Here is a 22,650-nt window from a genome sequence, read left to right as displayed (position 1 = left end):
GGTGTCAGTGTTGGGCCGCCCATTCGGCGGGGGTGAGGGTCTGCATCGACAGCGCGTGCACTTCGTCGGTGTGCATGCGCTGGCCCAGCGTGGCGTAGACGGCCTGGTGGCGCTGGATCAGGCGCTTGCCTTCGAAAGCCGGCGACACGATGACCGCGGACCAGTGGCGGCCGTCGCCCGTCACCTCGATGTGATGGCAGGCCAGGCCCCCGGCGATGAGGGATTGCAGTTGTTCGGCGGTCATGGGATCAGTGGCGGACCTTGTAGCCGGTCTTGAGCAGGTGCAGGGCCAGGGCGCTGACCGCCAGCAGGGCTCCGCCCACCAGCGCCAGGCTCAGCCAGGGCGAGACGTCGCTGCGGCCGAAAAAGCCGTAGCGGAAGCCGTCGATCATGTAGAAGAAGGGGTTGAGGTGGCTCACGCTCTGCCAGAACGCCGGCAGGGAATGGATCGAGTAGAACACGCCCGACAGGAAGGTCATGGGCATGATGATGAAGTTCTGGAACGCGGCCATCTGGTCGAACTTCTCGGCCCACAGGCCGGCGATCAGCCCCAGCGTGCCCATCAGCGCGGCACCCAGCACGCCAAACACCAGGATCCACAGCGGCGCCACGAAACCGGGCTGCGCGAACAACCAGGCCACGATCAGCACGCCCAGGCCCACGGCGAGGCCGCGCACCATGGACGAGCCCACGTAGGCCACGAACCAGGCGCGGTGCGACAGCGGCGTGAGCAGCAGGAACACCAGGCTGCCCATGATCTTGCTCTGGATGAGCGACGAACTGCTGTTGGCGAAGGCGTTCTGCAGCACGCTCATCATCACCAGGCCCGGCACCAGGAAGGCGGTGTAGCTCACCTCGCCATAAACCACGGCCCGACCCTCGAGCACGTGCGCGAACACCGCCAGGTACAGCAAGGCGGTGATGACGGGTGCGGCCACGGTCTGGAAAGCGACCTTCCAGAAGCGCAGCACCTCTTTGTAGAAAAGCGTTTGCCAGCCAGTCATACCGATGCCTTCAGCGCCTGTTGGGCGGGGATCGCCGATGCGCCGCTGCCCGTGAGATCGAGGAACACGTCCTCCAGGTCGGCCTTGCGCACCTCGATGTCCTCGGGCATGACGCCGGCCTCGCGCAGGCGCGACAGCACGTGCTCCACGGCGCGCGCATCCAGCGCGGGCAGTTGCACCACGCGGCCCGTGATGCGCGCCTGCGCCGCGATGTCGGCCGGCAGGGCTGTGTCGGTCTTGAAGCGCAGCACGTTGGCCGCGGCGCGCGCCAGCAGGGCCGAGGTGGACTCCAGCGCCACCACCTGCCCCAGCTTGAGCATGGCGATGCGGCTGCACAGGGCCTCGGCCTCTTCCAGGTAGTGGGTAGTCAGCAGCACGGTGCTGCCCAGGCGCTTGTTCAGGCCCGAGACAAACTGCCACAGCGTCTGGCGCAGTTCCACGTCCACGCCGGCGGTGGGCTCGTCGAGCACGATGACGGACGGCTTGTGCACCAGCGCCTGGGCGATCAGCACGCGCCGCTTCATGCCACCCGAAAGCTGGCGCATGTTGGCCGTGGCCTTGTCGGCCAGGCCCAGACCACTGAGCAGCTCGTCGATCCAGTCGTCGTTGTGGCGGATGCCGAAGTAGCCCGACTGGATGCGCAGCGCCTCGCGCACATTGAAGAAGGGGTCGAACACCAGTTCCTGCGGCACGACGCCGAGCTGGCGGCGCGCGGCCTGGTAGTCGGTCTGCACGTCGTGGCCGTGCACGGTGATGCGGCCCTCGGTGGCACGCGCCAGGCCGGCCAGGATGCTGATGAGCGTGGTCTTGCCCGCGCCGTTGGGGCCCAGCAGACCGAAGAATTCACCCGGCTCGATGTCGAAACTGACCGAACGCAGGGCGTGCAGGTCGCCACGCGAGGTGGCGTAGGTTTTGGATACGTTCTGGAATGAGACGGCTGGCATGCGCAGCTACCGCGAATCCGGCCCGAGGCACGGGACATCCGTGGCGGGCGGGGAACGGGGGATTCTACGGCTGGGCCCTCGCCCGCGCTGGCGAAGGGGTGCCCCGGCAACGGTTCAGGCGGGCAGCAGTTCCTGCACGCCGTAGGCGGCGACCAGGTCGCGCAGGCGCGGCGGCCAGTGGGTCACGCTCAGCGAGCGCCCGGCGCGCTGGGCCTCGCGCCGCAACTCCAGCAGCAGGGCCACCGCGGACGAGTCGAAGCTGCGCAGCCCGCCGGCGTCGACCGTGAAGGCGCCCCCCGGCTGCGCGGCCAGCGCGCGGCGCAGGCCGTCCAGCGTGGCCGCGGCCTCCGCTGTCGTCAGCCGCTCGGGCAGGCGGGCCTCGCCCATCAGTTGGTTTTGGCGGTGGTACCGCCGGCCTTGTTGCGCTGCGCCAGGGTCTGGATCAGGCCGTCGATGCCCTTGGCATTGATCTCCTGGGCGAACTGGGTGCGGTAGGTCTCCACCAGCCACAGGCCCAGTACGTTCAGGTCGTAGATCTTCCAGCCATCGCCGGCCTTTTCCATGCGGTAGTCGAGCTGGATGGGCTCGCCGCGGCCACGCACCTCGGAGCGCACCACCACCTCGGTGTCACCGGGCTGCATGCGCAGGGGCTTGAAGCTGAGGGTCTGGTCGCGCACCTCGCTCAGGGCGCCAGAATAGGTGCGCACCAGCAGGGCCTTGAATTCCGCCTGCAGGCGCTGCTGCTGCTCGGGCGTGGCCTGGCGCCAATGGCGGCCCACGGCGGAAGCGGTCATGCGCGTGAAATTCACGTTCGGCATGATCTTTTCGTCCACCACGGCCATGATGCGGTCGAAGTTGCCGGCCTTGATGGCGGGATCGGCCTTGATCAGGTCGAGCACCTCGGTGGACAGGCGCTTGACCATGGCGTCGGGGGCCTCGGCGGCGCGGGCGGGCAAGGTGAAGGCGGTCAGGGCCAGCGCGATGCCGGCCAGCCAGGAACGTCGGTGCAGAAGAATCATGAAAGTCCTTTCCGGGCTTGTGGCCCGTGAGCCCGCATTGTGGCGAGGCGGCGCCCGTCGAATGTGACGGGTTCGCGAGGGATCGTGACGAGGCGTTTCAGCAGCAAGCGCCCACTATCGCCCTATTCCCCATCGCCCGTGCCAATGCCTTTGTCGATCATGTCGTCGATCTGACGCTGACGGCGGCCCAGGTAGAAGTCGCGCATGAGGCTGTACTTGTCGAGCGCGGCGCCTTCAAACAACTCGCCAGCGCGCAGCAGGCCGGCGCGCGTATCCACCACGCGCAAGGCATAGAGGGAATTGCGCGTGGGAATGTGGTTGACATGGTCCACCAGATCGCCCTCCCAGTCCACCACCAGGCCACCGGTGTCGCGCACGGTGGACGGGCCGAAGAACGGCAACACCACGTAGGCGCCCGGCGGCACGCCCCAGCGGCCCAGGGTCTGGCCGAAGTCGATGCGCGTGCGCGGAATGCCGGCCTCACCGGCGATGTCGAGCAAACCGCCCAAGCCCAGCACGGTGTTGACGCCGAAACGCAGCAGGTTGTCGGCGGTTTCGCGCGGGCGCAGCTGCAGGCCGGCGTTGACGGCGGACCACAGGTCGCCCAGGTTGCCGAAGAAGTTGTTGACCCCCGTGCGCACCGGGCTGGGCGTGATGTCGACGTAGGCCGTGGCCACGGGCTTGAGCACCGCCGTGTCGATCGCATCGTTGAAGCGGTAGACGCCGCGGTTCAGGGGCTCCAGCGGGTCCTTCGGGTTGGCATCGGGGCCGGTGGCGCAGCCGGCCAGCAGCACCAGGGCGGCGGCCACCGCCAGCGCGGGGCGGGGGGTGGAACGTGCGGGGGTCATGGGGTCTCCCAGTCGTGGACTGCTCTTTATTTATTGGGCGCCGGGTTCGGACTTCTTCTCACCACCTTCGGCCGCACGACTGAACAGGAACTGGCCGATCAGGTTTTCCAGCACCAGGGCCGACTGCGTCTGGGTGACCAGGGCGCCATCGGCCAGGTTTTCCGGGTCGCCGCCGGGCTCGATGCCCACGTACTGCTCGCCGAGCAGGCCGCTGGTGAGGATCTTCATGGAGCTGTCGCGCGGGAAAGCGTAGCGCTTCTGCAGCGTCAAGCCGACGCTGGCCTGGAAGGTCTTGTCGTCGAAACCGATGGTCTCGACCCGCCCCACCACCACCCCGGCCGAGCGCACGGCCGCGCCGGTCTTCAGGCCGCCCGCGTTGTCAAAACGCGCCGTGACCCGGTAGGTGGGCTCGAAGCTGATCTGCAGCAGGTTGGCCGACTGCAGCGCGAGAAACAGGATGGCCGCGCCGCCAATGAGCACGAACAGGCCAACCCAGAAATCGTTCTTGGAAGAGGTCATGGTCTTTCTCCGACGCATCCTCAGATGCTGAACATCATGGCGGTAAGCACGAAATCGAGGCCCAGCACCGTGAGAGAGGCCATGACCACCGTGCGGGTGGTGGCGCGCGATACGCCCTCGGGCGTGGGCTGGGCCAGGTAGCCCTGCAGCAGCGCGATGAAGGTCACGGCGAAGCCAAACACGGCGCTCTTGATGACGCCATTGCCGACGTCGTCCCAGACGTCCACCCCGCCCTGCATCTGGCTCCAGAAAGCGCCGCCGTCCAGACCGATGAGGCCCACGCCGACGACCCAGCCGCCGATCACGCCGACCGCACTGAACACGGCCGCCAGCAAGGGCATGGTGATGACACCGGCCCAGAAACGCGGCGCGAGCACGCGGCGCACCGGGTCCACGGCCATCATTTCCATGGCGCTGAGCTGCTCGCCGGCCTTCATGAGACCGATCTCGGCCGTGAGCGAGGTGCCCGCGCGGCCGGCGAACAGCAGCGCGCTCACCACCGGGCCCAGCTCGCGCACCAGCGACAGCGCCACCAACAGGCCCAGGGCCTCGGTGGCACCGTAGATGCGCAGCGTGTAGTAGCCCTGCAGGCCCAGCACGAAGCCCACGAACAGGCCTGAGACGCCAATGATGGACAGCGAGTGGTTGCCCAGGAAGTGGATCTGGTCTCGCACCAGACCGAAGCGGCGCAGCGCCGCCCCGCCCAGGAGCAGCAGGCGCAGGAACAGCCGCGCGCCATGGCCCAGCGCGGTGATGTGCTGGCGCACGGCGCGGCCGACGTGGGCGGGGTGCAGTGCCTTGAGCATCAGGCGGCTCCGTTGCCGAAGTCCTCGGCCAGCGCGGGCGCGGGGTGGTGGAAGCGCACGGGGCCGTCGGCCCGGGCGTTGACGAACTGCGCCACCAGCGGGTCGGTGCTGTGGCGCACCTCGTCGGGTGTGCCCTGGGCGGCGATCTTGCCGTTGGCCAGCACGATGACCTGGTCGGCGATGCCGAAGGTCTCGTCCAGGTCGTGCGAGACCACGATGCTGGTCAGGCCCAGCGCGCCGTTGAGTTCGCGGATCAGGCGCGCAGCGGTGCCCAGAGAAATCGGGTCCAGGCCGGCGAAGGGCTCGTCGTACATCACGAGCTCGGGGTCGAGCGCGATCGCGCGCGCCAGGGCCACGCGCCGCGCCATGCCGCCCGACAGCTCGCTGGGCATCAGGTCGCGCGCACCGCGCAGGCCCACGGCATTGAGCTTGAGCAGCACGATGTCGCGCACCAGCACCTCGGGCAGCTTGGTGTGCTCGCGCAGCGGGAAGGCCACGTTGTCGAACACGCTCATGTCGGTGAACAACGCGCCAAACTGGAACAGCATGCCCATGCGCCGGCGCGCCGCGTACAGCGAGCCCTGGTCCATGGTGGTGACGTCGGCGCCATCGAACAGCGTCTGGCCGCGCTGGGCACGGATCTGGCCGCCGATCAGGCGCAGCACCGTGGTTTTTCCGCCACCCGAGGCGCCCATGAGCGCGGTGACCTTGCCGCGCGGCACGGTCATCGAGATGTTGTCGAGGATCACCCGCGGGCCATAGCCGAAGGTGAGGTCGCGCAGTTCGACGAGGGGGGCGGAGGGTGTGGTGCTCATCAAGCAAAAGCCGGGTGAAAACCCGGCCGCTGCATGATACGGGATTCGCATGGGACGGGCTTCCGCCTCTTGCACCCGGTAACACCGCGCAACCGGCGTCGCCGGGCCGCGGGTGTTGGCGTCCCGAAGGACTGGCGCGACGCGCCGCTGGGGGTCAGCGGGGCAGGTCGGAATACCCCATCAGGAACTCATCCACCGACCGGGCCGCCTGGCGGCCCTCGCGGATGGCCCAGACCACCAGCGATTGGCCCCGGCGCATGTCACCGGCGGCGAACACCTTCGGCACGTTGGTCGCATAGCCGCCCGTGAAGTCGGTCGTGGCCTTGGCGTTGCCACGCGCATCCTTGTCGACGCCAAAGGCCTCGAGCACGGTGGCCACGGGGTTGGTGAAGCCCATGGCGAGCAGCACCAGGTCGGCCTTGTATTCCTTCTCGGTGCCCGGCACCTCGACGAACTTGCCGTCCTTGAACTCCACGTGCACGGTCTTCAGGCCCGTGAGCTTGCCGTTCTTGCCGACGAACTCCTTGGTGGAGATGGCGAACTCGCGTGCGCAGCCCTCTTCGTGGCTGGAGCTGGTGCGCAGCTTGAGCGGCCAGTAGGGCCAGACCAGGGGCTTGTTCTCCTGCTCGGGCGGCTGGGGCATGACCTCGAACTGGGTCACGCTGGTGGCGCCGTGGCGGTTGCTGGTGCCCACGCAGTCGGAGCCGGTGTCGCCGCCGCCGATGACGATGACCTTCTTGCCGTCGGCACGCAGCTGACCCTTGAGTTTGTCGCCCGCGTTGACCTTGTTCTGCTGGGGCAGAAACTCCATGGCGAAATGGATGCCGTCCAGCTCGCGGCCTGGCACGGGCAGGTCGCGGCTCTGCTCGGCGCCGCCGGTGAGCAGCACGGCGTCGAACTCGGCCTTGAGCTGCTCGGCACTGACGGTTTCCTTGGCCCAGTTGGTGACCTTGCTGCCTTCAGGCAGGGCACCCACCAGCACGCCGGTGCGAAAGACCACGCCCTCGGCCTGCATCTGCTCGACGCGGCGGTCGATGTGCGACTTCTCCATCTTGAAGTCGGGGATGCCGTAGCGCAGCAGGCCGCCGACGCGGTCGTTCTTCTCGAACACGGTCACGTCGTGGCCGGCGCGCGCCAGTTGCTGCGCGGCCGCCATGCCGGCGGGGCCGGAGCCCACCACGGCCACCTTCTTGCCGGTCTTGTGCTTGGCCGGCTGCGGCGCCACCCAGCCTTCGGCCCAGGCGCGGTCGATGATGGCGTGCTCGATCGACTTGATGCCCACCGGGTCGTCGTTCACGTTGAGCACGCAAGCGGCCTCGCAGGGCGCGGGGCAGATGCGGCCGGTGAACTCGGGAAAGTTGTTGGTGCTGTGCAGCACCGTGATCGCGTTCTTCCAGTCGCCCTGGTAAACGAGGTCGTTGAAGTCGGGAATGATGTTGTTGACCGGGCAGCCGTTGTTGCAGAACGGCGTGCCGCAGTCCATGCAGCGCGCGCCCTGGACCTTGGCCTGCGCGTCATCGAGCCCGACAACGAACTCCTTGTAGTGTTTCAGGCGATCGGGCACGGGCGCGTAGCCCTCCTCGATGCGCTCGTATTCCATGAAGCCGGTGACTTTTCCCATGGTGCTGTCCTGTATCTCGTGGGGCTGTTTCTCGTGGGCTTACTTCGCGGGTGCGGTGGCCTTCTTGGCCGAGCCTTGCGCCTTGGTGGTCGCGGCGGCGGCCGTCTGCTTCGCGGCCATCTCGCCGAGGGCGCGCTTGTACTCGTTCGGGAAGACCTTGAGGAACTTGCCGCGCGCCGTGGCCCAGTTGTCGAGCAGCTCGCGCGCGCGCTTGCTGCCGGTCCAGCGGTTGTGGTCCTCCAGAAGCTTCTTGAGCAAGGCCTCGTCGGTCTGGCCGCGGTGCCAGGCACCTGCGCTGGACGTGGCCTCCTGTTCCTTGGCCGTGGGCACGGGCTCCAGGCTCACCATGGCGGTGTTGCAGCGCTCGGCGAAACGGCCGTCCTCATCGTAGACGTAGGCCACGCCACCGCTCATACCGGCCGCGAAGTTGCGGCCGGTCTTGCCCAGCACCACCACGGTGCCGCCGGTCATGTACTCGCAGCCGTGGTCGCCGGTGCCCTCCACCACCGCGGTGGCGCCCGACAGGCGCACCGCGAAGCGCTCGCCGGCCACGCCGGCGAAGAAGGCCTCGCCCGTGGTGGCGCCGTAGAGCACGGTATTGCCCACGATGATGTTGCGCGTGGCCTCGCCGCGGAAGTCGATGCTGGGGCGCACCACCACGCGGCCGCCCGACAGGCCCTTGCCGGTGTAGTCGTTGGCGTCGCCGATCAGGTACATCGTGATGCCCTTGGCCAGGAAGGCACCGAAGGACTGGCCGCCCGTGCCTTCCAGCTGGATGCGGATGGAGTCGTCCGGCAGTCCTTCGGGGTGGTGCTTGGTGAGCTCGCCCGACAGCATGGCGCCCACCGAGCGGTTCACGTTGCGCGCGACCTCGATGAACTGCACGCGCTCGCCCTTCTCGATGGCAGGGCGGCACTTTTCGATCAGCACCTTGTCCAGCGCCTTGTGCAGGCCGTGGTCCTGCTGCTCGGTGTGCAGGCGCGGCACGTCGGCCGGCACGGCGGGCAAGGCCAGCAGGCGGCTGAAGTCCAGGCCGCGCGCCTTCCAGTGGGCGATGCCGGCGCGCGTGTCCAGCAGGTCGGCGCGGCCGATCAACTCGTCAAAGGTGCGGATGCCCAGCTGCGCCATGATCTGGCGCGCTTCCTCGGCGACGAAGAAGAAGTAGTTGACGACGTGCTCGGGCTTGCCCGAGAACTTCTTGCGCAGCACCGGGTCCTGCGTGGCCACGCCCACCGGGCAGGTGTTGAGGTGGCACTTGCGCATCATGATGCAGCCCTCGACCACCAGCGGCGCGGTGGCGAAGCCGAACTCGTCCGCGCCCAGCATGGCGCCGATGACCACGTCGCGGCCGGTCTTCATCTGGCCGTCGGCCTGCACGCGGATGCGGCTGCGCAGGCGGTTGAGCACCAGGGTCTGCTGGGTCTCGGCCAGGCCGATCTCCCAGGGGCTGCCCGCGTGCTTGATGGACGACCAGGGCGAGGCGCCGGTGCCACCGTCGTGGCCGGCGATCACCACGTGATCGGCCTTGCACTTGGCCACGCCCGCGGCGATGGTGCCCACGCCCACTTCCGACACCAGCTTGACGCTGATGCTGGCGTGCGGCGCCACGTTCTTCAGGTCGTGGATGAGCTGGGCCAGGTCTTCGATCGAGTAGATGTCGTGGTGCGGCGGCGGACTGATCAGGCCCACGCCCGGCACCGAGTAGCGCAGCTTGCCGATGTACTCGGACACCTTGCCGCCGGGCAGCTGGCCGCCCTCGCCGGGCTTGGCGCCCTGGGCCATCTTGATCTGCACCTGGTCGGCGCTCTGCAGGTACTCGGCGGTGACGCCGAAACGGCCCGATGCCACCTGCTTGATCTTGGAGCGCAGGCTGTCGCCGTCTTCCAGCGGCAGGTCGACCTCGACCACGTCCTCGCCGATGATGGACTTGAGCGTCTCGCCCTTGGTGATCTTGATGCCCTTGAGCTCGTTGCGGTAGCGGCGCTCGTCTTCGCCGCCTTCGCCGGTATTGCTCTTGCCACCGATGCGGTTCATGGCCACGGCCAGGGTGGCGTGTGCCTCCGTGCTGATGGAGCCCAGTGACATCGCGCCGGTGGCGAATCGCTTGACGATCTCCTTGGCGGGCTCCACCTCGTCCAGCGGGATGGCCTTGCTCGGGTCCAGCTTGAATTCGAACAGGCCACGCAGCGTCATCTGGCGGCGGCTCTGGTCGTTGATGAGCTGGGCGTATTCCTTGTAGGTGTTCCAGCTGTTGGCGCGCGTGCTGTGCTGCAGCTTGGCAATGGCGTCGGGCGACCACATGTGCTCTTCGCCGCGCGTGCGCCAGGCGTACTCGCCGCCGGCGTCCAGCATGGTGGCCAGCACCGGGTCGTCGCCGAAGGCGGCCTTGTGCATGCGGATGGCCTCCTCGGCGATCTCGAACACGCCGATGCCTTCCACGCGGCTGGCGGTGCCGGTGAAGTACTTGGCCACGGTGTCGCTGTTGAGGCCGATGGCTTCGAACAGCTGGGCGCCGCAATAGCTCATGTAGGTGCTCACGCCCATCTTGGACATGATCTTGGACAGGCCCTTGCCGATCGCCTTGGTGTAGTTGTAGATCGCCTTGTCGGCGCTCAGATCGCCCGGCAGGTCCTTGTGGATGGCCACCAGGGTCTCCATCGCCAGGTAGGGGTGCACGGCCTCGGCGCCGTAACCGGCGAGCACGGCGAAGTGGTGCACCTCGCGCGCGGTGCCGGTTTCAACCACCAGGCCGGCGCTGGTGCGCAGGCCTTCACGCACCAGGTGCTGGTGGATCGCCGAGAGCGCCAGCAGCGCGGGAATGGCCACCTGCGCCGGGCCGATGCCGCGGTCGCTGATGATGAGGATGTTCTTGCCGCCCTTGATCGCGTCCACCGCGGCCGCGCAAAGCGAGGCCAGCTTGGCCTCCACGCCTTCACGGCCCCAGCTCGCGGGGTAGGTGATGTCCAGCGTGACGCTGCGGAACTTGCCCTGCGTCACGGCTTCGATGTTGCGCAGCTTGGCCATGTCGGCGAAGTCCAGCACGGGCTGGCTCACCTCCAGGCGCATGGGCGGGTTGACCTGGTTGATGTCGAGCAGGTTGGGCTTGGGGCCGATGAAGGACACCAGCGACATCACGATCGCTTCGCGGATCGGGTCGATCGGCGGGTTGGTGACCTGCGCGAACAGCTGCTTGAAGTAGTTGTAGAGCGGCTTGTTTTTGCTCGACAACACGGCCAACGGGCTGTCGTTGCCCATGGAGCCGATGCCCTCCTCGCCGTTGGCGGCCATCGGGCTCATGAGGAACTTGATGTCCTCCTGCGTGTAGCCAAAGGCCTGCTGGCGGTCCAGCAGCTCGGGCGACACGCGCTCCACACCGGCGGCCTGGGGTTCCGTCTGCGCCACGGGCAACTCCTGCGCGGCCTCGCCGGCCACCGGGTGCTCGACGTCGTCCAGGCGGATGCGCAGGTTGTCGATCCACTGCTTGTAGGGTTTGCTGTTGGCGAGGTTGGCCTTGAGCTCCTCGTCGTCGATCATGCGACCCTGCTCGAGGTCGATAAGGAACATCTTGCCGGGCTGCAGGCGCCACTTGCGCACGATCTTGTTCTCGGGCACGGGCAGCACGCCGGATTCCGAGGCCATGATGACCAGGTCGTCGTCGGTGACGCAGTAGCGCGAGGGACGCAGGCCGTTGCGGTCCAGGGTGGCGCCGATCTGGCGGCCGTCGGTGAACACGATGGAGGCGGGGCCGTCCCAGGGCTCGAGCATGGCCGCGTGGTACTCGTAGAAGGCGCGGCGGCGCGGGTCCATGGTGGTGTGCTGCTCCCAGGGCTCCGGGATCATCATCATCACGGCCTGCGACAGCGGATAGCCCGCCATGGTCAGCAGCTCGAGGCAGTTGTCGAACGTGGCGGTGTCGGACTGGTGCGCGAAGCTGATGGGATAGAGCTTCTGAAGGTCGGCGCCCAGCACGGGCGAGCTCATCACGCCCTCGCGCGCCTTCATCCAGTTGTAGTTGCCCTTGACCGTGTTGATCTCGCCGTTGTGCGCGACGTAGCGGTAAGGGTGGGCCAGCGGCCACTCGGGGAAGGTGTTGGTGGAGAAGCGCTGATGCACCAGGCCCAGGGCCGACACGCAGCGCGGGTCCTGCAGGTCCTTGAAGTAGGTGCCCACCTGATCGGCCAGCAGCAGGCCCTTGTAGACCACGGTGCGGCTGCTCATGCTCACCACGTAGTACTCCTTGGAGTGCGTGAGCTTGAGGCGCTGGATGGCGGCACTGGCGGTCTTGCGGATCACGTACAGCTTGCGCTCCAGCGCGTCTTGCACGATGACGTCGTTGCCACGGCCGATGAAGACCTGGCGAATGATCGGCTCCTTGGCGCGCACCGTGGGCGACATGGGCATGTCGGCGTTCACGGGCACCTCGCGCCAGCCCAGCAGCACCTGGCCTTCGGCGGCGATGGCGCGCTCCATTTCCTGTTCACAGGCCAGGCGGCTGGCGTGTTCCTTGGGCATGAAGATCATGCCCACGCCATACTCGCCCGCGGGCGGCAGCGTCACGCCCTGCGCGGCCATCTCGGCCCGGTACAGCGCATCGGGCATCTGGATCAGCAGCCCCGCGCCATCGCCCATCAGCTTGTCGGCGCCCACCGCACCGCGGTGGTCCAGGTTCTCAAGGATCTTGAGTGCCTGCTCGACGATGGCGTGGCTCTTTTCGCCCTTGATGTGGGCCACGAAACCGACGCCGCAGGCGTCGTGCTCGTTCGCCGGGTCATAGAGGCCGTGCTGTTGCAAATGCGCTTTCTCGGCAGCCGTGTTCATGGCGCGCTTCCTTCTCGTCTGTGGGGCGAATCCGTTGGACCGCGGAGCTTATTGCATTGCACCATGCGTGCCAAGCATTTTTAATGGGGTCAGATTCCAATTAATTCGCCGACTGATACCTCTCCATAATAATTAGGGACATATCAAAAGAACCGAAGGTGACACGACGGCGCTTGCGCGATCAGCCCTCGGTCTTGGGTGCAGGCGCCCCCGGCGGGCGACCCCGCGCCGCACGCGACACCCGGCGACTGGTCTGCTTCTGCAACGCCTCGACGAAGCGGTCGTCGCCCAAGGCCCAACCATGCAAAGAGGCGTCGGTGATGGCTTTTTGCTGTGGCGCGCCGAGGCCTGTCCGCACGCACTCGGCGTAAGCGGCCTCACGCGCGAAGGGCGTGTTGCCCAGGGCCCAATAGACGGGATGGGGCGTGAGGTGGCGGTCCACGCGCTGCCCAATGTGGTGCAGATGGCTGGACCAGGGGTACTGCCGGGGCTCCATGACCATCCCAGCGCGCACCGGATTGAGCTCGATGTAGGCCATGCAAGCCAGGAAATAGCGCTCGGTCTGCACCAGCGTGGACTTGTAGCGCCCTTCCCACAAGGTGCCCGTGCGCTGGTGGCGATCGTTGAAGCGGCGCACGTAACTGCGGCCAACGTCCTGCATCCAGCGGGGCACACCCTCCACGGTTTCCGGTGTGGCCAACAAGTGGAAGTGGTTGTCCATCAACACCCAGGCGTGCAGCGCCACGCCGTGTTGGCGAGCGCGGGTGGTGATCAGTTCGAGCAGGGCGTCCCGGTCTTCGTCGTCGCGCACGATGGGCTGGCGGTTGTTGCCGCGCTGGATGATGTGGTGCGGGTAGCCGGCGACGGTCAAACGGGGCAATCGGGCCATGGCGCTCAATTCAATTGGAATCTGACCCCAATTAAAGCATGGAAGGTGGGGGAGGCCCCAGAGCCGGCCAGCCCCCCGTCAAGCCGGGAGCGTGCGCTGGATGCGGTGCGCGACCCAGAGGCCCAGCAGGGAGGCCGCGCCGGTGACGACCCAGGTGAGTTGCCACCCGCCCACTTGCGTGGCCACCCAGGCCACGAACGGCGGTCCGACAAACTGCCCCAGTGCCGATAGCTGCTGCATCCAGCCCACCGTCGTGGAAATGGTGTCTTCACCCGGTGCCAGGCGCACCGCCAAGCCGAACAGGGTGCCCGGGATAAGCCCGCCCAGGCCCGAGAAGGCCAGCACAGCAAGGTACTGCACCACGGGCGCGCCCCTCAGGCCAAAGGCCAACAGGGCCCCCAGGCCCATGGCGATGTAGGCGAAGCCCATCACAACGCGGGGGCGGCCGCCGCGCGCGATCCAGCGACCAGCCCCGATGTTGCCGCCCATGTTCACCGCCGCCGCGGCCGCGCTGAGCAGGCCCGCCAGCAAGCCACTCACGCCGGCCTGGGCCAGGATGGTGGGCAAGAAGCCCACGACCGCCAGCCACTGCCCCGAGTACAGGAAGAAAGCCACGGCCACCAGCCAGGGCCCAGGCGCACCCAGCGTGCGGCGCAGGCGCGGGCCCAGCGGCGCGCCCTGCCCCGCCAGCGCCGCGTCGGACGGCAAGCCGCGCCACAGGGCCACCAGCGCCAGCAGCGAGCAGGCCGTCAGCCCCAGCCAGACGGCGCGCCACCCGAGCCACTCGATGACCGGTGCGCCGAACAGCAAGGCCAGGGCCGTGCCCAGTGGCATGTAGGCGCCCCACCAGCCCAAGGCCTTGGCCAGCAGGCGCGGCTCGGCCACGTGGCGGCGGATCAGGCCCGGCGCCGGCAGCACGGCAAGCAGGAACCCCAGGCCTTCCAGCGCGCGCGAGGCGAGCAGGTCGGCCGGCGAGCCGGCCGTCGCGCCCCAGGCACTGCCCAGTGCCAGGGCCACCAGGCCGACCAGCATGATCCGGCGCGGTCCGATGCGGTCGGCCGCCAAGCCCACGAACAGGCCCAGCGCCATGCCGGCCAATTGCACGAGCGAAAGCAGGAAGCCCGCCTGCACCAGGCTCACGCCCAGCCCGGTCTGCAACGCGGGAATGGCGACGGGCAGCTTGCCGATGTGCAGGGCACAGGTGACGCCCACCGCCACGACCAGGGCGGCAGCGCGAACGGGATGGGACTCGGGCGGTGGTATGGCGGTCATGGAAACAGTACCGAGCCGAACAGGCGCTCGTGCTCGCGGATGGCAAAACGATCGGTCATGCCGGCGATGTAGTCGGCCACCGCACGCTCGATGTGCCGGCGTTGCCCATGGGCTTCGGGCATCTCGCCAGGCTCGGCCAGGTAGCGCGTGAAAAGATCGCCGATCACCTGGCGCGCGCGGCCAGTGGTCTCGACCACCTGCGGGTGACGGTAGAGGTTACGAAACAGGAAGGCCTTGAGCGCGCGGCTGCGCTCGCGCATGGCGTCGGAGAAAGCCACCAGGGCCGCCTGGGTGCGCGCCTCGTCGGCTGAGGCGACGCCCGAGTCGCGAAGGCGCCCGCGCGTTGCGGCGATCACGTCGTAGACCTGGTCGCTCAGCATGCGGCGGATGCTCTCGAACAACAGCCGGCGCCCCTGCAGTTGCGAGTGCTCCCGCAGGGCCTGGCGGCGGTAGTGGTCGAACAGCTCCACGGATTCGAGCTGCTCCAGGGAGAGCAGGCCCGAGCGCACGCCGTCGTCGATGTCGTGCGCGTTGTAGGCGATCTCGTCGGCCAGGTTGCACAACTGCGCCTCGAGCGAAGGAGCGCCGCCGCGCAGGAAGCGCGCCGCCACGCCGCCGGGCTCCAGCCGCTCCAGGCGTTCGGCGTTGTGCCGTGAACAGTGCTTCAGAATGCCTTCGCGCGTTTCGAAGGACAGGTTCAGGCCGTCGAACGCGGGGTAGCGCTCCTCGAGTTCGTCCACCACGCGCAGGCTCTGCAGGTTGTGCTCGAAGCCCCAGCCGTCGGGCGCGCGGCCATCGGGCCCAAGCGCCTGCAAGGCGGCGTGCAGCGCGTCCTGGCCGGCGTGGCCGAAGGGCGTGTGGCCCAGGTCGTGTGCGAGCGCGATGGCTTCGACCAGGTCTTCGTTGAGCCCCAGCGACCGCGCGATGCTGCGGCCGAGCTGGGCCACTTCCAGCGAGTGCGTCAGGCGGGTGCGGAACAGGTCTCCCTCGTGGTTGAGGAACACCTGCGTCTTGTAGACCAGTCGACGGAACGCCGTCGAATGGATCACCCGGTCGCGGTCGCGCTGGTAATCGGTGCGCGTGGGCGCGGGGGGTTCCGGGTGGCGCCGGCCACGGCTGCGCGCCGGATCGCTGGCGTACGGTGCAAGGCTCATGCCGGCTGGCAGCTTCGCGCGATCACCCCCGCCACGACGGCATCGCTGGCCGGGCGCATCGAGGCCCGGCCCGGTGGGTCGATGAGCACGAAGCGGATCTCCCCCGCCTCGGCCTTCTTGTCGACACGCATCAGCTCAAGGTAGCGCTCGGCATTGCGCGCGGGATCGAGCACCGGCGCCACCACCGGCAGGCCGGCGCGGACCACCAGGCGCTTCAGGCGCTCGACGAACGCCTCGTCCACCAAACCCAGCGCCTGCGACAGGCGGGCCGCCATCACCATGCCGCAGCCCACGGCCTCGCCGTGTAGCCAGGCGCCATAGCCCATGCCGGCCTCGATCGCATGGCCGAAGGTGTGGCCGAAATTCAGGATGGCGCGCAGCCCCGATTCGCGTTCGTCAGCGCCCACCACCTGGGCCTTGATCTCGCAGCTGCGCCGCACCGCGTGCGCCAGATGCGCCGGATCGCGCGCCATGAGGGCTTCGATGTGGTCCTCGATCCAACCGAGGAAGGCCATGTCGGCGATGGGTCCGTACTTGATGATCTCGGCCATGCCGGCACTGAACTCGCGGTCGGGCAGGGAGCGCAGCGCGTCGAGGTCGCACACCACGCTGAGCGGCTGGTGGAAGGCGCCGATCATGTTCTTGCCCAGGGGGTGGTTGATGCCCGTCTTGCCACCCACCGACGAGTCCACCTGCGCCAGCAAGGTGGTGGGCACCTGCACGAAGGGCACCCCACGCATGTAGCAGGCGGCCGCGAAACCGGTCATGTCGCCCACCACCCCCCCGCCCAGCGCGTACAGCACCGTCTTGCGGTCACAGCCGGCCTCCAGCAGGCGATCGAAGATGGTCTGCAGCGTCTGCCAATGCTTGTGCGATTCGCCGTCGGGCAGCACCACGTCCAGCACACGCGCATGGCGCCCGCTCAGCGCCGCGCGCAGGGACGCCAGGTACAGCGGCGCCACCACCTCGTTGGTGACAATCACGCCGGTGTTCGCCGTCGGCAGGCCGGCGAAGGTGCCGGCATGGCCGATCAGGTCGGCGCCGATGTGGATGTCGTAACTGCGCTCACCCAGGTCGATGGCGACGCGCTGGGTCTCGGTGGTTGAAATGGCGGGGGACATGGCCCGAGTGTATGCCGCCCCTCACGGGCGGCCGGCGCCCCTCACGGCGGCGTGTCGGCCCCGTCCGGAGGCGGGGCGCTGGACACCAGCCCGGCCAACTCCAGCTGCATCAGGATCATGTTGACCAGCGTGGCCACCGAGGGGCGTCCCGTGTCGATGGCGAAATGCGCCGTCTCGGCGTACAGCGGGTGCCGCTGCGCGTGCAGGTCCTTGAGCCGGGCCAAGGGATCGGCCACCTGCAACAGCGGACGGTGGCGGTCGTGGCGCAGACGGCGAAAAAGGTCCTCCGGCGTCGATCGCAGATAGACCACGCGGCCGCGCTCATGCAGGTGCCCCCGGTTCTCCGGGCGCAGCACGGCGCCGCCACCGGTGGCGATCACCGCCAACGGACCGGCGGTGACTTCATCAATGACCTGTGCCTCAAGATCCCGGAACGCCGCCTCCCCCTCGCGATCAAAAAACGCCCGGATGCTCGACCCTATGCGTTGCTCGATCACGTGATCGGAATCGACAAAAGGCAAACCCAGCCGCCGGGCCAGCTGGCGCCCGACGGTGGATTTGCCCGATCCAGGCAGCCCGACCAGGAAGACCGACTGCGTGGGGTTCAATTAGTTGATGGCGGTGCGCCCCAGGACGCGCGGCGTGATGAAGATCAGCAGCTCGGAACGCTGATCGATCTGGTTGCGCGACTTGAACAGGTTGCCCACGGCGGGCAGATCGCCCAGCAGCGGCACCTTCTGGATTTGGTTGCGCTCGGTGCGCTCGAAGATGCCGCCGATCACCACCGTGCCGCCGTTCTCCACCAGCACCTGGGTTTGCACGTGCTTGGTGTCGATGGCGATACCCTCGGAAGTGGTTTCGCCGCGGGTGTCCTTGTTCACGTCGAGATCGAGAATGATGTTGCCCTCGGGCGTGATCTGCGGAGTGACCTCCAGTTTGAGGTTGGCCTTGCGGAACGCGATGGCCGTGGCGCCGCTGGACGTGGCCGTCTGGTAGGGGAACTCGGTGCCCTGCTCGATCAGCGCCTTCACCTGGTCGGCCGTGACCACGCGGGGACTGGACACCACGCGGCCCTTGCCATCGGATTCCAGCGCCGAGATTTCCAGCGCCAGGAAGCGCGAGGCGTTCGGGCTGAACAGCGACAGGGCGTAGGACGCGGCCTGACCGGACGGGGGCAAGGCGGGCAGGTTCACGAAGGGGGCGGAGGTCAGAGACGGTCCGGTGGTCACGGCCCCGTAGTTGCTGCCGAAGTTGCCACGCACCGGGTTGCCATTGGCCGAGCCCACACCGAATTCCCGCACGCCACCGCCCAGGCGCACGCCGATGGATTTGCTGAAGTCGTCGTCGGCTTCCACGATGCGCGCCTCAATCAGCACCTGGCGGATCGGGATATCGAGCTTGGTGATCAGCTCCTGCACTTGGGCCAGGCGCGAAGGGATGTCCGTAACGAAAAGCTGGTTGGTTCGCGGCTCGGCGATCACGCTGCCACGGGGGGACAGGATGCGTGCGTTGCTGGAATTGCCTCCGCTGCTGACCGACGATGACACAGCCGTCAGTTGCGTGGCGATGTCGGCCGCCTTGGCGTAATTCATCTGGAACGATTGCGTGCGCACCTGCTCGAGGCTCTCCACCGTGGCGCGCGCTTCCAGCTCCTGCTTCTCGCGGGCCGCGATTTCATCGCGCGGGGCGATCCACAGCACGTTGCCCGACTTGCGCAGGCCCAGGCCCTTGGCCTGCATGATGATGTCCAGCGCCTGATCCCAGGGCACATCCTTCAGGCGCAGGGTGACCGAACCCGCCACGGAATCGGACGTCACGATGTTGAAGTTCGTGAAATCGGCGATGACCTGCAGCAGCGCACGGACTTCGATGTTCTGGAAGTTCAGCGACAGCTTCTCGCCGGTGTAGCCCGGGCCTTGGCTGAGCTTGTTGGGATCCACGCGCTGCTCGCGCACTTCCAGCACGAACTGGTTGTCGCTCTGGTACGCGGAATGCTCCCAGTTGCCCGCCGCCGCCACCACCATGCGCACGCGGTCGCCCGTCTGCGTGGTGGTCACCGACTGCACCGGCGTGCCGAAGTCGGTCACGTCCAGGCGGCGGCGCAGGCCCTCGGGCAGGGAACTCTTCAGGAACTCCACCACGAGGCCCGTGCCTTGCTGGCGGATGTCGACACCGACCTGGTTGTTCGGCAACTCGACGACGACACGCCCCGTATTGCCCGTGCCGCGGCGGAAGTCGATGTCGCGCAGCGAGCTCACGTCCAGGTTGCGGCTCTCGGCAAAATGCGTCGGCGGATTGGTTTGGGCCGTCACCGCTTCGGGACGCTCCATGACCACCAGCAGGCTGTTGCCTTCGACGCGCGTCTGGAACGGCGCCGGCTGCTTGAGGTTGATCACCACCCGTGTGCGTTCGCCCGCCTGGACCACGGTGGCCGAACGGAGATTGCCTTCGTTGATGTCAACAGTGCTGCGCCCCATGGCATTGGCCACGCCCGGAAAGTCCAGGGCGATGCGCGCGGGCGACTGCACGGTGAAGCTCGACGGCGTGGCCTTCAGGGGTTCCGACAGGTTGATCCGGACCACCTCGGCACCGCTTTGAATACCTCCGGTGACCGACTGGATGGCAGACTGCGCCTGCGCCCAGCAGGCCGACAGGACGAGACCGAGAACCAGCCCCCCCTTGACCATCCTCCGCCCCCACGCCGTTCCAGCGGTCGCCTGTTCTGGCTTGTTCATTTAGCGTCCTCTACTAGCTGCAGCGCCGTGGGGCGCTCGATCCATTCACCCGACGGGTCCTGCACGATTTCGCGCAAGGCGACTTCGGTTTCGGTGATGCGGGTTACGCGTCCGAAGTTCTGTCCCAGGTACTGTCCTTGACGCACCTGGTACAGCAAGCGGTCCACTTTGATCAGCGCCACCAGTTCCCCCGAACGGTCCAGGCTGCCGACCATGGTCATGGAGTCCAAGGGGAAGGCTTCGAGCGGCTGGCGCCGACGCGCCAGTTCGGGCTCGATCAGCGCGGCATTGGCGGCGCTTGCCGTTTGCGTGCCGCGCAGCAGGCTGGCCAGTTTTTCCGTGCTGAACGGCGGCGTTTCGCGCTCGACACTGTAGGGCTGTGGCTCGAACCGCGTGGGTTCGGGAATCGGCTGCACCGACGGTTTGATCGAATTGCGCTCGGCCTGCATCCAGGACCGCAGCTCGTCCTGCCCGGACGACGTGCAACCCGCCAACACAAGGCCCAGGACCAACAAGGAATAGGGGGCGAGGCGGCTCACTTCTTTGCCCCCTTCGCTTTTTGCTGGGCCGCGACTTCCTCGGGGTCCAGGTACCGGAAGGTCTTGGCCACGCCATCCATCGTCAAGTAACCGTCGCGGGTGGCGATGGGCGTCAGGCTGAGGTTGTTCAAGGTAACGATGCGCGACAGGTTGGCGATATCGGCGGCGAACAGGCCGACGTCGTGGTATTTGCCCGTGACCCGAATGGCGATCGGCAGCTCGGCGTAGTACTCACGGACCACCACCTGTCCGGGACGGAACAGTTCGAACTGCAGGCTGCGCCCCAGACCGGCTTGGTTGATGTCGGACAACAAGGCGTCCATTTCGGCCTTGCTGGGCAGTTGCTTTTCCAGCTGCGTCACGTACTGCTGCACCTGCTCCAGCTGCTTGCGCAAGGCGTCGAGGTTGACGGCCTGCACCAGCTTGCTGCGGTAGGTGGTGCGCAGTTGCTCCTCGCGGGCCTTCTCGGCCACCAGCTCCTCGTCGACGCCCTTGAGCCAGACGAACCACAGCGCGGCCACGACGCCCAAACACACGGCCACGAACAGCAGGTTTCGGGGCAGCGCCGGCCACAAGGACGGGTCGTTGGGATCGAGGCCGGTGAACTGGGCACGCAGCTTGTCCTGCACGCCCTTCAGATCGATATTGATGCTCGACTTCTTCGCCATCACGCCACCCCGGGTCAGACTTTGCCCGCCGCGGGTGCGGTGGCTGGCGTGGCCGGCGCCGGCGTGACCGCCGGCTTGCGCAAGGTCACGCGCATGGTGAAGTTGGCCACGCGTCGCGCATCGGCGCCACTGATGGCCGCGTTGGCGGACACGATTTCCACCAGCTCAGGACGCGTCAAGGCGGGGCTGTTGTTCGACAGATTGCGCAACAGCTCGGACACGCGCTCCTGCGACTGCGCGGTGCCCGTCAACAGCACGCTCATGTTTTCCTGCTTCATCGACCGCAGGAAAACGCCCTTGGGCAGTTGATTGACGAGTTCCTCCAGCAGATAGACCGGCAGGTTGCGCCCCGCCTGAAGGTCCTCGACGGCGGTCTGACGCGCCCGCAGCGACGCGATTTGCTGCTGCAGCGTGGCGATGTCCTTGATTTCCGCGTCCAGCTTCGCGATTTCCTGGGTCAGGAACTGGTTGCGGTCTTGCTGGATGGAGATCTGGCCCTGATACCACGTGAAGACAGCGCCACCGATGATGCCGCCCAGCAGCGCCGACAAGCCCAGCTGCGTATAGAACTGTTCCTTCTGGCGCTTGCGCGCTGCCTCGCGATGGGGCAGCAGGTTGATGAGGATCATTGGTAGAACCTCCGCAGCGCCAGCCCGGTGGACGTCAGGTAGGCCGGTGCCTCACGCGAGATCTTTCGCGCCTGCACACCCGTCCCCAGCTCCATCGCATCGAACGGGTTGATCAGCATGCACGCGAACGAGGTCTGGTGGGTGACCGCCTCGGTGAGCCCCAGCAAGGCGGCGCTGCCACCGGCCAGAAGGATGTGGTCGATCTTGTTGTACGGCGTGCTGGTGAAGAAAAACTGCAGCGCGCGACCGATTTCCTGGGCAAGGCTCTCGATGAACGGTTCCAGCACCGCGCTCTGGTAGTCCTCCGGCAGGTCACCCGAGCGCTTCTTCGCTTCCGCCTCGTCGGGCGAAAAGCCGTACTGGCGGATGATGAGCTGGGTGAGCTGACCGCCCCCAAACGCTTGGTCGCGCTCGTAGAGCACTTCGTCGTTGCGAATGACCTGCAGGCTCGTGGTCATGGAGCCGATCTCGAACAGCGCCACCAGCGCGTCCACTCCCTGGTTCGGCAAGGTTTCGATCACGCGGCCAGCGGCCAGCCGCGACGCATAGGATTCGACGTCCATGACCACGGGTTTGAGCCCCGCGGCTTCGGCCAGACCCTGCCGGTCGGATACCTTTTCCTTGCGGGAGGCGGCGATCAGCACCTCAACGTCGCCCACGGACGTCGCGCTGGGGCCGACAACGCAGAAATCGAGGCTCACCTCGTCGAGCGAGAACGGAATGTACTGGTTGGCCTCGGACTCGACCTGCGCCTCGAGCTCCTTGTCGCTCATGCCGCCCGGCAGCACGATCTTCTTGGTGATCACCGCCGAGGCCGGCAACGCCAGGGCCACGTTTTTCGTCTTGCTGCCGCTCTTGCGGACCACCCGGCGCACCGCGTCGGCCACCTCATCGAATTTTTCGATGTTGCCGTCGGTGATCCAGCCGCGTTCCAGCGGTTCCATGGCACACCGCTCCAGCACGAACTCGCCGGCGCGGTTGCGGCTGAGTTCGACAAGCTTGACGCTCGACGAACTCACGTCAATGCCCAGCAGCGGCGCTGGCTCTCGGCTGAATAGCGATCCCAGTGAGATCAAGATGGCCCCCAAATCGCATGGCGATGTACTACGCCAGACTTAAGAATTCACTTCAATGCTAGCAGTAAGCCCATTGAGCGGCAAAGATTTTTTGCCAAACGCACAAATCGAAACGTTGTCAAAAGCCGACGGGATGAAGGGCCGACGCGATGGTCTGAACCCCCACCGACAAT

Annotated in this window: 21 protein-coding genes; all 21 read right to left on the bottom strand. The window is 67.3% G+C overall.

From position 1 onward, the window contains the following. Nucleotides 1–4: 4 nt before the first annotated feature. A complete protein-coding gene (locus tag SOM08_RS04475) occupies nucleotides 5–244 on the bottom strand; it encodes a BolA family protein (protein ID WP_070399146.1) in 240 nt (79 codons plus the stop codon). A 4-nt stretch (nucleotides 245–248) separates the two neighbouring features. Beyond that, on the bottom strand, nucleotides 249–1,004 hold the full coding sequence (locus tag SOM08_RS04470) for an ABC transporter permease (RefSeq protein ID WP_070399147.1): 756 nt from the start codon (nucleotides 1,002–1,004) through the stop codon (nucleotides 249–251). Then, nucleotides 1,001–1,948 (bottom strand): ABC transporter ATP-binding protein, encoded by a 948-nt coding sequence (locus tag SOM08_RS04465; protein WP_116958368.1) that lies wholly within the window; start codon nucleotides 1,946–1,948, stop codon nucleotides 1,001–1,003. The genes SOM08_RS04470 and SOM08_RS04465 overlap by 4 nt, the downstream gene beginning before the upstream one ends. A 114-nt stretch (nucleotides 1,949–2,062) precedes the next feature. Beyond that, nucleotides 2,063–2,335 (bottom strand): STAS domain-containing protein, encoded by a 273-nt coding sequence (locus SOM08_RS04460; protein WP_116958369.1) that lies wholly within the window; start codon nucleotides 2,333–2,335, stop codon nucleotides 2,063–2,065. Next, a complete protein-coding gene (locus SOM08_RS04455; RefSeq protein ID WP_322470126.1) occupies nucleotides 2,335–2,967 on the bottom strand; it encodes an ABC transporter substrate-binding protein in 633 nt (210 codons plus the stop codon). Before SOM08_RS04455 ends, SOM08_RS04460 begins: the two co-directional genes overlap by 1 nt. 122 nt (nucleotides 2,968–3,089) lie before the next feature. After that, nucleotides 3,090–3,815, bottom strand: coding sequence for a VacJ family lipoprotein (locus SOM08_RS04450; RefSeq protein ID WP_322470125.1), 726 nt, complete (start codon nucleotides 3,813–3,815; stop codon nucleotides 3,090–3,092). Nucleotides 3,816–3,845: 30 nt separating this feature from the next. Next, nucleotides 3,846–4,334, bottom strand: a complete 489-nt coding sequence (gene mlaD / locus SOM08_RS04445) for an outer membrane lipid asymmetry maintenance protein MlaD (RefSeq protein WP_116958372.1) — start codon at nucleotides 4,332–4,334, stop codon at nucleotides 3,846–3,848. A 20-nt stretch (nucleotides 4,335–4,354) separates the two neighbouring features. Beyond that, nucleotides 4,355–5,140, bottom strand: coding sequence for a lipid asymmetry maintenance ABC transporter permease subunit MlaE (gene mlaE, locus SOM08_RS04440; protein WP_116958373.1), 786 nt, complete (start codon nucleotides 5,138–5,140; stop codon nucleotides 4,355–4,357). Then, nucleotides 5,140–5,955 (bottom strand): ABC transporter ATP-binding protein, encoded by an 816-nt coding sequence (locus tag SOM08_RS04435; RefSeq protein WP_116958374.1) that lies wholly within the window; start codon nucleotides 5,953–5,955, stop codon nucleotides 5,140–5,142. The genes mlaE and SOM08_RS04435 overlap by 1 nt, the downstream gene beginning before the upstream one ends. A 154-nt stretch (nucleotides 5,956–6,109) precedes the next feature. Continuing rightward, nucleotides 6,110–7,576, bottom strand: coding sequence for a glutamate synthase subunit beta (locus SOM08_RS04430; RefSeq protein ID WP_116958375.1), 1,467 nt, complete (start codon nucleotides 7,574–7,576; stop codon nucleotides 6,110–6,112). Between the two features lie 39 nt (nucleotides 7,577–7,615). Continuing rightward, nucleotides 7,616–12,394 (bottom strand): glutamate synthase-related protein, encoded by a 4,779-nt coding sequence (locus SOM08_RS04425; RefSeq protein WP_116958376.1) that lies wholly within the window; start codon nucleotides 12,392–12,394, stop codon nucleotides 7,616–7,618. Nucleotides 12,395–12,575: 181 nt separating this feature from the next. Beyond that, nucleotides 12,576–13,283 (bottom strand): REP-associated tyrosine transposase, encoded by a 708-nt coding sequence (locus SOM08_RS04420; protein ID WP_322470124.1) that lies wholly within the window; start codon nucleotides 13,281–13,283, stop codon nucleotides 12,576–12,578. A 78-nt stretch (nucleotides 13,284–13,361) separates the two neighbouring features. After that, nucleotides 13,362–14,555: a CynX/NimT family MFS transporter gene (locus tag SOM08_RS04415; RefSeq protein ID WP_322470123.1), complete on the bottom strand. Its 1,194-nt coding sequence runs from the start codon at nucleotides 14,553–14,555 to the stop codon at nucleotides 13,362–13,364. After that, nucleotides 14,552–15,709: a deoxyguanosinetriphosphate triphosphohydrolase gene (locus tag SOM08_RS04410; RefSeq protein ID WP_116958379.1), complete on the bottom strand. Its 1,158-nt coding sequence runs from the start codon at nucleotides 15,707–15,709 to the stop codon at nucleotides 14,552–14,554. Before SOM08_RS04410 ends, SOM08_RS04415 begins: the two co-directional genes overlap by 4 nt. Continuing rightward, on the bottom strand, nucleotides 15,706–16,830 hold the full coding sequence (gene aroB, locus SOM08_RS04405; protein WP_116958380.1) for a 3-dehydroquinate synthase: 1,125 nt from the start codon (nucleotides 16,828–16,830) through the stop codon (nucleotides 15,706–15,708). Before aroB ends, SOM08_RS04410 begins: the two co-directional genes overlap by 4 nt. A gap of 41 nt (nucleotides 16,831–16,871) precedes the next feature. Beyond that, nucleotides 16,872–17,438: a shikimate kinase gene (locus tag SOM08_RS04400; RefSeq protein WP_322470122.1), complete on the bottom strand. Its 567-nt coding sequence runs from the start codon at nucleotides 17,436–17,438 to the stop codon at nucleotides 16,872–16,874. After that, a complete protein-coding gene (pilQ, locus tag SOM08_RS04395; RefSeq protein WP_416186994.1) occupies nucleotides 17,439–19,565 on the bottom strand; it encodes a type IV pilus secretin PilQ in 2,127 nt (708 codons plus the stop codon). Next, on the bottom strand, nucleotides 19,562–20,104 hold the full coding sequence (locus SOM08_RS04390) for a pilus assembly protein PilP (protein ID WP_116958383.1): 543 nt from the start codon (nucleotides 20,102–20,104) through the stop codon (nucleotides 19,562–19,564). The genes pilQ and SOM08_RS04390 overlap by 4 nt, the downstream gene beginning before the upstream one ends. Next, nucleotides 20,101–20,772 carry a type 4a pilus biogenesis protein PilO gene (locus tag SOM08_RS04385; protein WP_116958384.1) on the bottom strand — a complete coding sequence of 224 codons (672 nt, stop codon included), beginning with the start codon at nucleotides 20,770–20,772 and terminating at the stop codon, nucleotides 20,101–20,103. Before SOM08_RS04385 ends, SOM08_RS04390 begins: the two co-directional genes overlap by 4 nt. A 14-nt stretch (nucleotides 20,773–20,786) precedes the next feature. Continuing rightward, the gene (locus SOM08_RS04380; protein ID WP_116958385.1) at nucleotides 20,787–21,401 is read right to left on the bottom strand and encodes a PilN domain-containing protein; all 615 of its coding nucleotides are present in this window, start codon (nucleotides 21,399–21,401) and stop codon (nucleotides 20,787–20,789) included. Further along, a complete protein-coding gene (locus SOM08_RS04375; RefSeq protein ID WP_116958386.1) occupies nucleotides 21,398–22,477 on the bottom strand; it encodes a pilus assembly protein PilM in 1,080 nt (359 codons plus the stop codon). Before SOM08_RS04375 ends, SOM08_RS04380 begins: the two co-directional genes overlap by 4 nt. Nucleotides 22,478–22,650 lie beyond the last annotated feature (173 nt).

Origin of the sequence: Hydrogenophaga sp. SNF1 (assembly GCF_034421675.1) — a bacterium.
Classification (GTDB): Bacteria; Pseudomonadota; Gammaproteobacteria; order Burkholderiales; family Burkholderiaceae_C; genus Hydrogenophaga; species Hydrogenophaga borbori.
This window is presented reverse-complemented; position numbering and strand designations above follow the sequence as displayed.

Coding starts and splice junctions, on each gene's coding strand:
- SOM08_RS04415 (WP_322470123.1), bottom strand. CDS start 14,555: ATGACCGCCATACCACCGCCCGAGTCCCATCCCGTTCGCGCTGCCGCC.
- mlaD (WP_116958372.1), bottom strand. CDS start 4,334: ATGACCTCTTCCAAGAACGATTTCTGGGTTGGCCTGTTCGTGCTCATT.
- SOM08_RS04455 (WP_322470126.1), bottom strand. CDS start 2,967: ATGATTCTTCTGCACCGACGTTCCTGGCTGGCCGGCATCGCGCTGGCC.
- SOM08_RS04450 (WP_322470125.1), bottom strand. CDS start 3,815: ATGACCCCCGCACGTTCCACCCCCCGCCCCGCGCTGGCGGTGGCCGCC.
- SOM08_RS04470 (WP_070399147.1), bottom strand. CDS start 1,004: ATGACTGGCTGGCAAACGCTTTTCTACAAAGAGGTGCTGCGCTTCTGG.
- SOM08_RS04420 (WP_322470124.1), bottom strand. CDS start 13,283: ATGGCCCGATTGCCCCGTTTGACCGTCGCCGGCTACCCGCACCACATC.
- SOM08_RS04475 (WP_070399146.1), bottom strand. CDS start 244: ATGACCGCCGAACAACTGCAATCCCTCATCGCCGGGGGCCTGGCCTGC.
- SOM08_RS04465 (WP_116958368.1), bottom strand. CDS start 1,948: ATGCCAGCCGTCTCATTCCAGAACGTATCCAAAACCTACGCCACCTCG.
- mlaE (WP_116958373.1), bottom strand. CDS start 5,140: ATGCTCAAGGCACTGCACCCCGCCCACGTCGGCCGCGCCGTGCGCCAG.
- pilQ (WP_416186994.1), bottom strand. CDS start 19,565: ATGAACAAGCCAGAACAGGCGACCGCTGGAACGGCGTGGGGGCGGAGG.
- SOM08_RS04430 (WP_116958375.1), bottom strand. CDS start 7,576: ATGGGAAAAGTCACCGGCTTCATGGAATACGAGCGCATCGAGGAGGGC.
- aroB (WP_116958380.1), bottom strand. CDS start 16,830: ATGTCCCCCGCCATTTCAACCACCGAGACCCAGCGCGTCGCCATCGAC.
- SOM08_RS04460 (WP_116958369.1), bottom strand. CDS start 2,335: ATGGGCGAGGCCCGCCTGCCCGAGCGGCTGACGACAGCGGAGGCCGCG.
- SOM08_RS04435 (WP_116958374.1), bottom strand. CDS start 5,955: ATGAGCACCACACCCTCCGCCCCCCTCGTCGAACTGCGCGACCTCACC.
- SOM08_RS04385 (WP_116958384.1), bottom strand. CDS start 20,772: ATGGCGAAGAAGTCGAGCATCAATATCGATCTGAAGGGCGTGCAGGAC.
- SOM08_RS04425 (WP_116958376.1), bottom strand. CDS start 12,394: ATGAACACGGCTGCCGAGAAAGCGCATTTGCAACAGCACGGCCTCTAT.
- SOM08_RS04380 (WP_116958385.1), bottom strand. CDS start 21,401: ATGATCCTCATCAACCTGCTGCCCCATCGCGAGGCAGCGCGCAAGCGC.
- SOM08_RS04410 (WP_116958379.1), bottom strand. CDS start 15,709: ATGAGCCTTGCACCGTACGCCAGCGATCCGGCGCGCAGCCGTGGCCGG.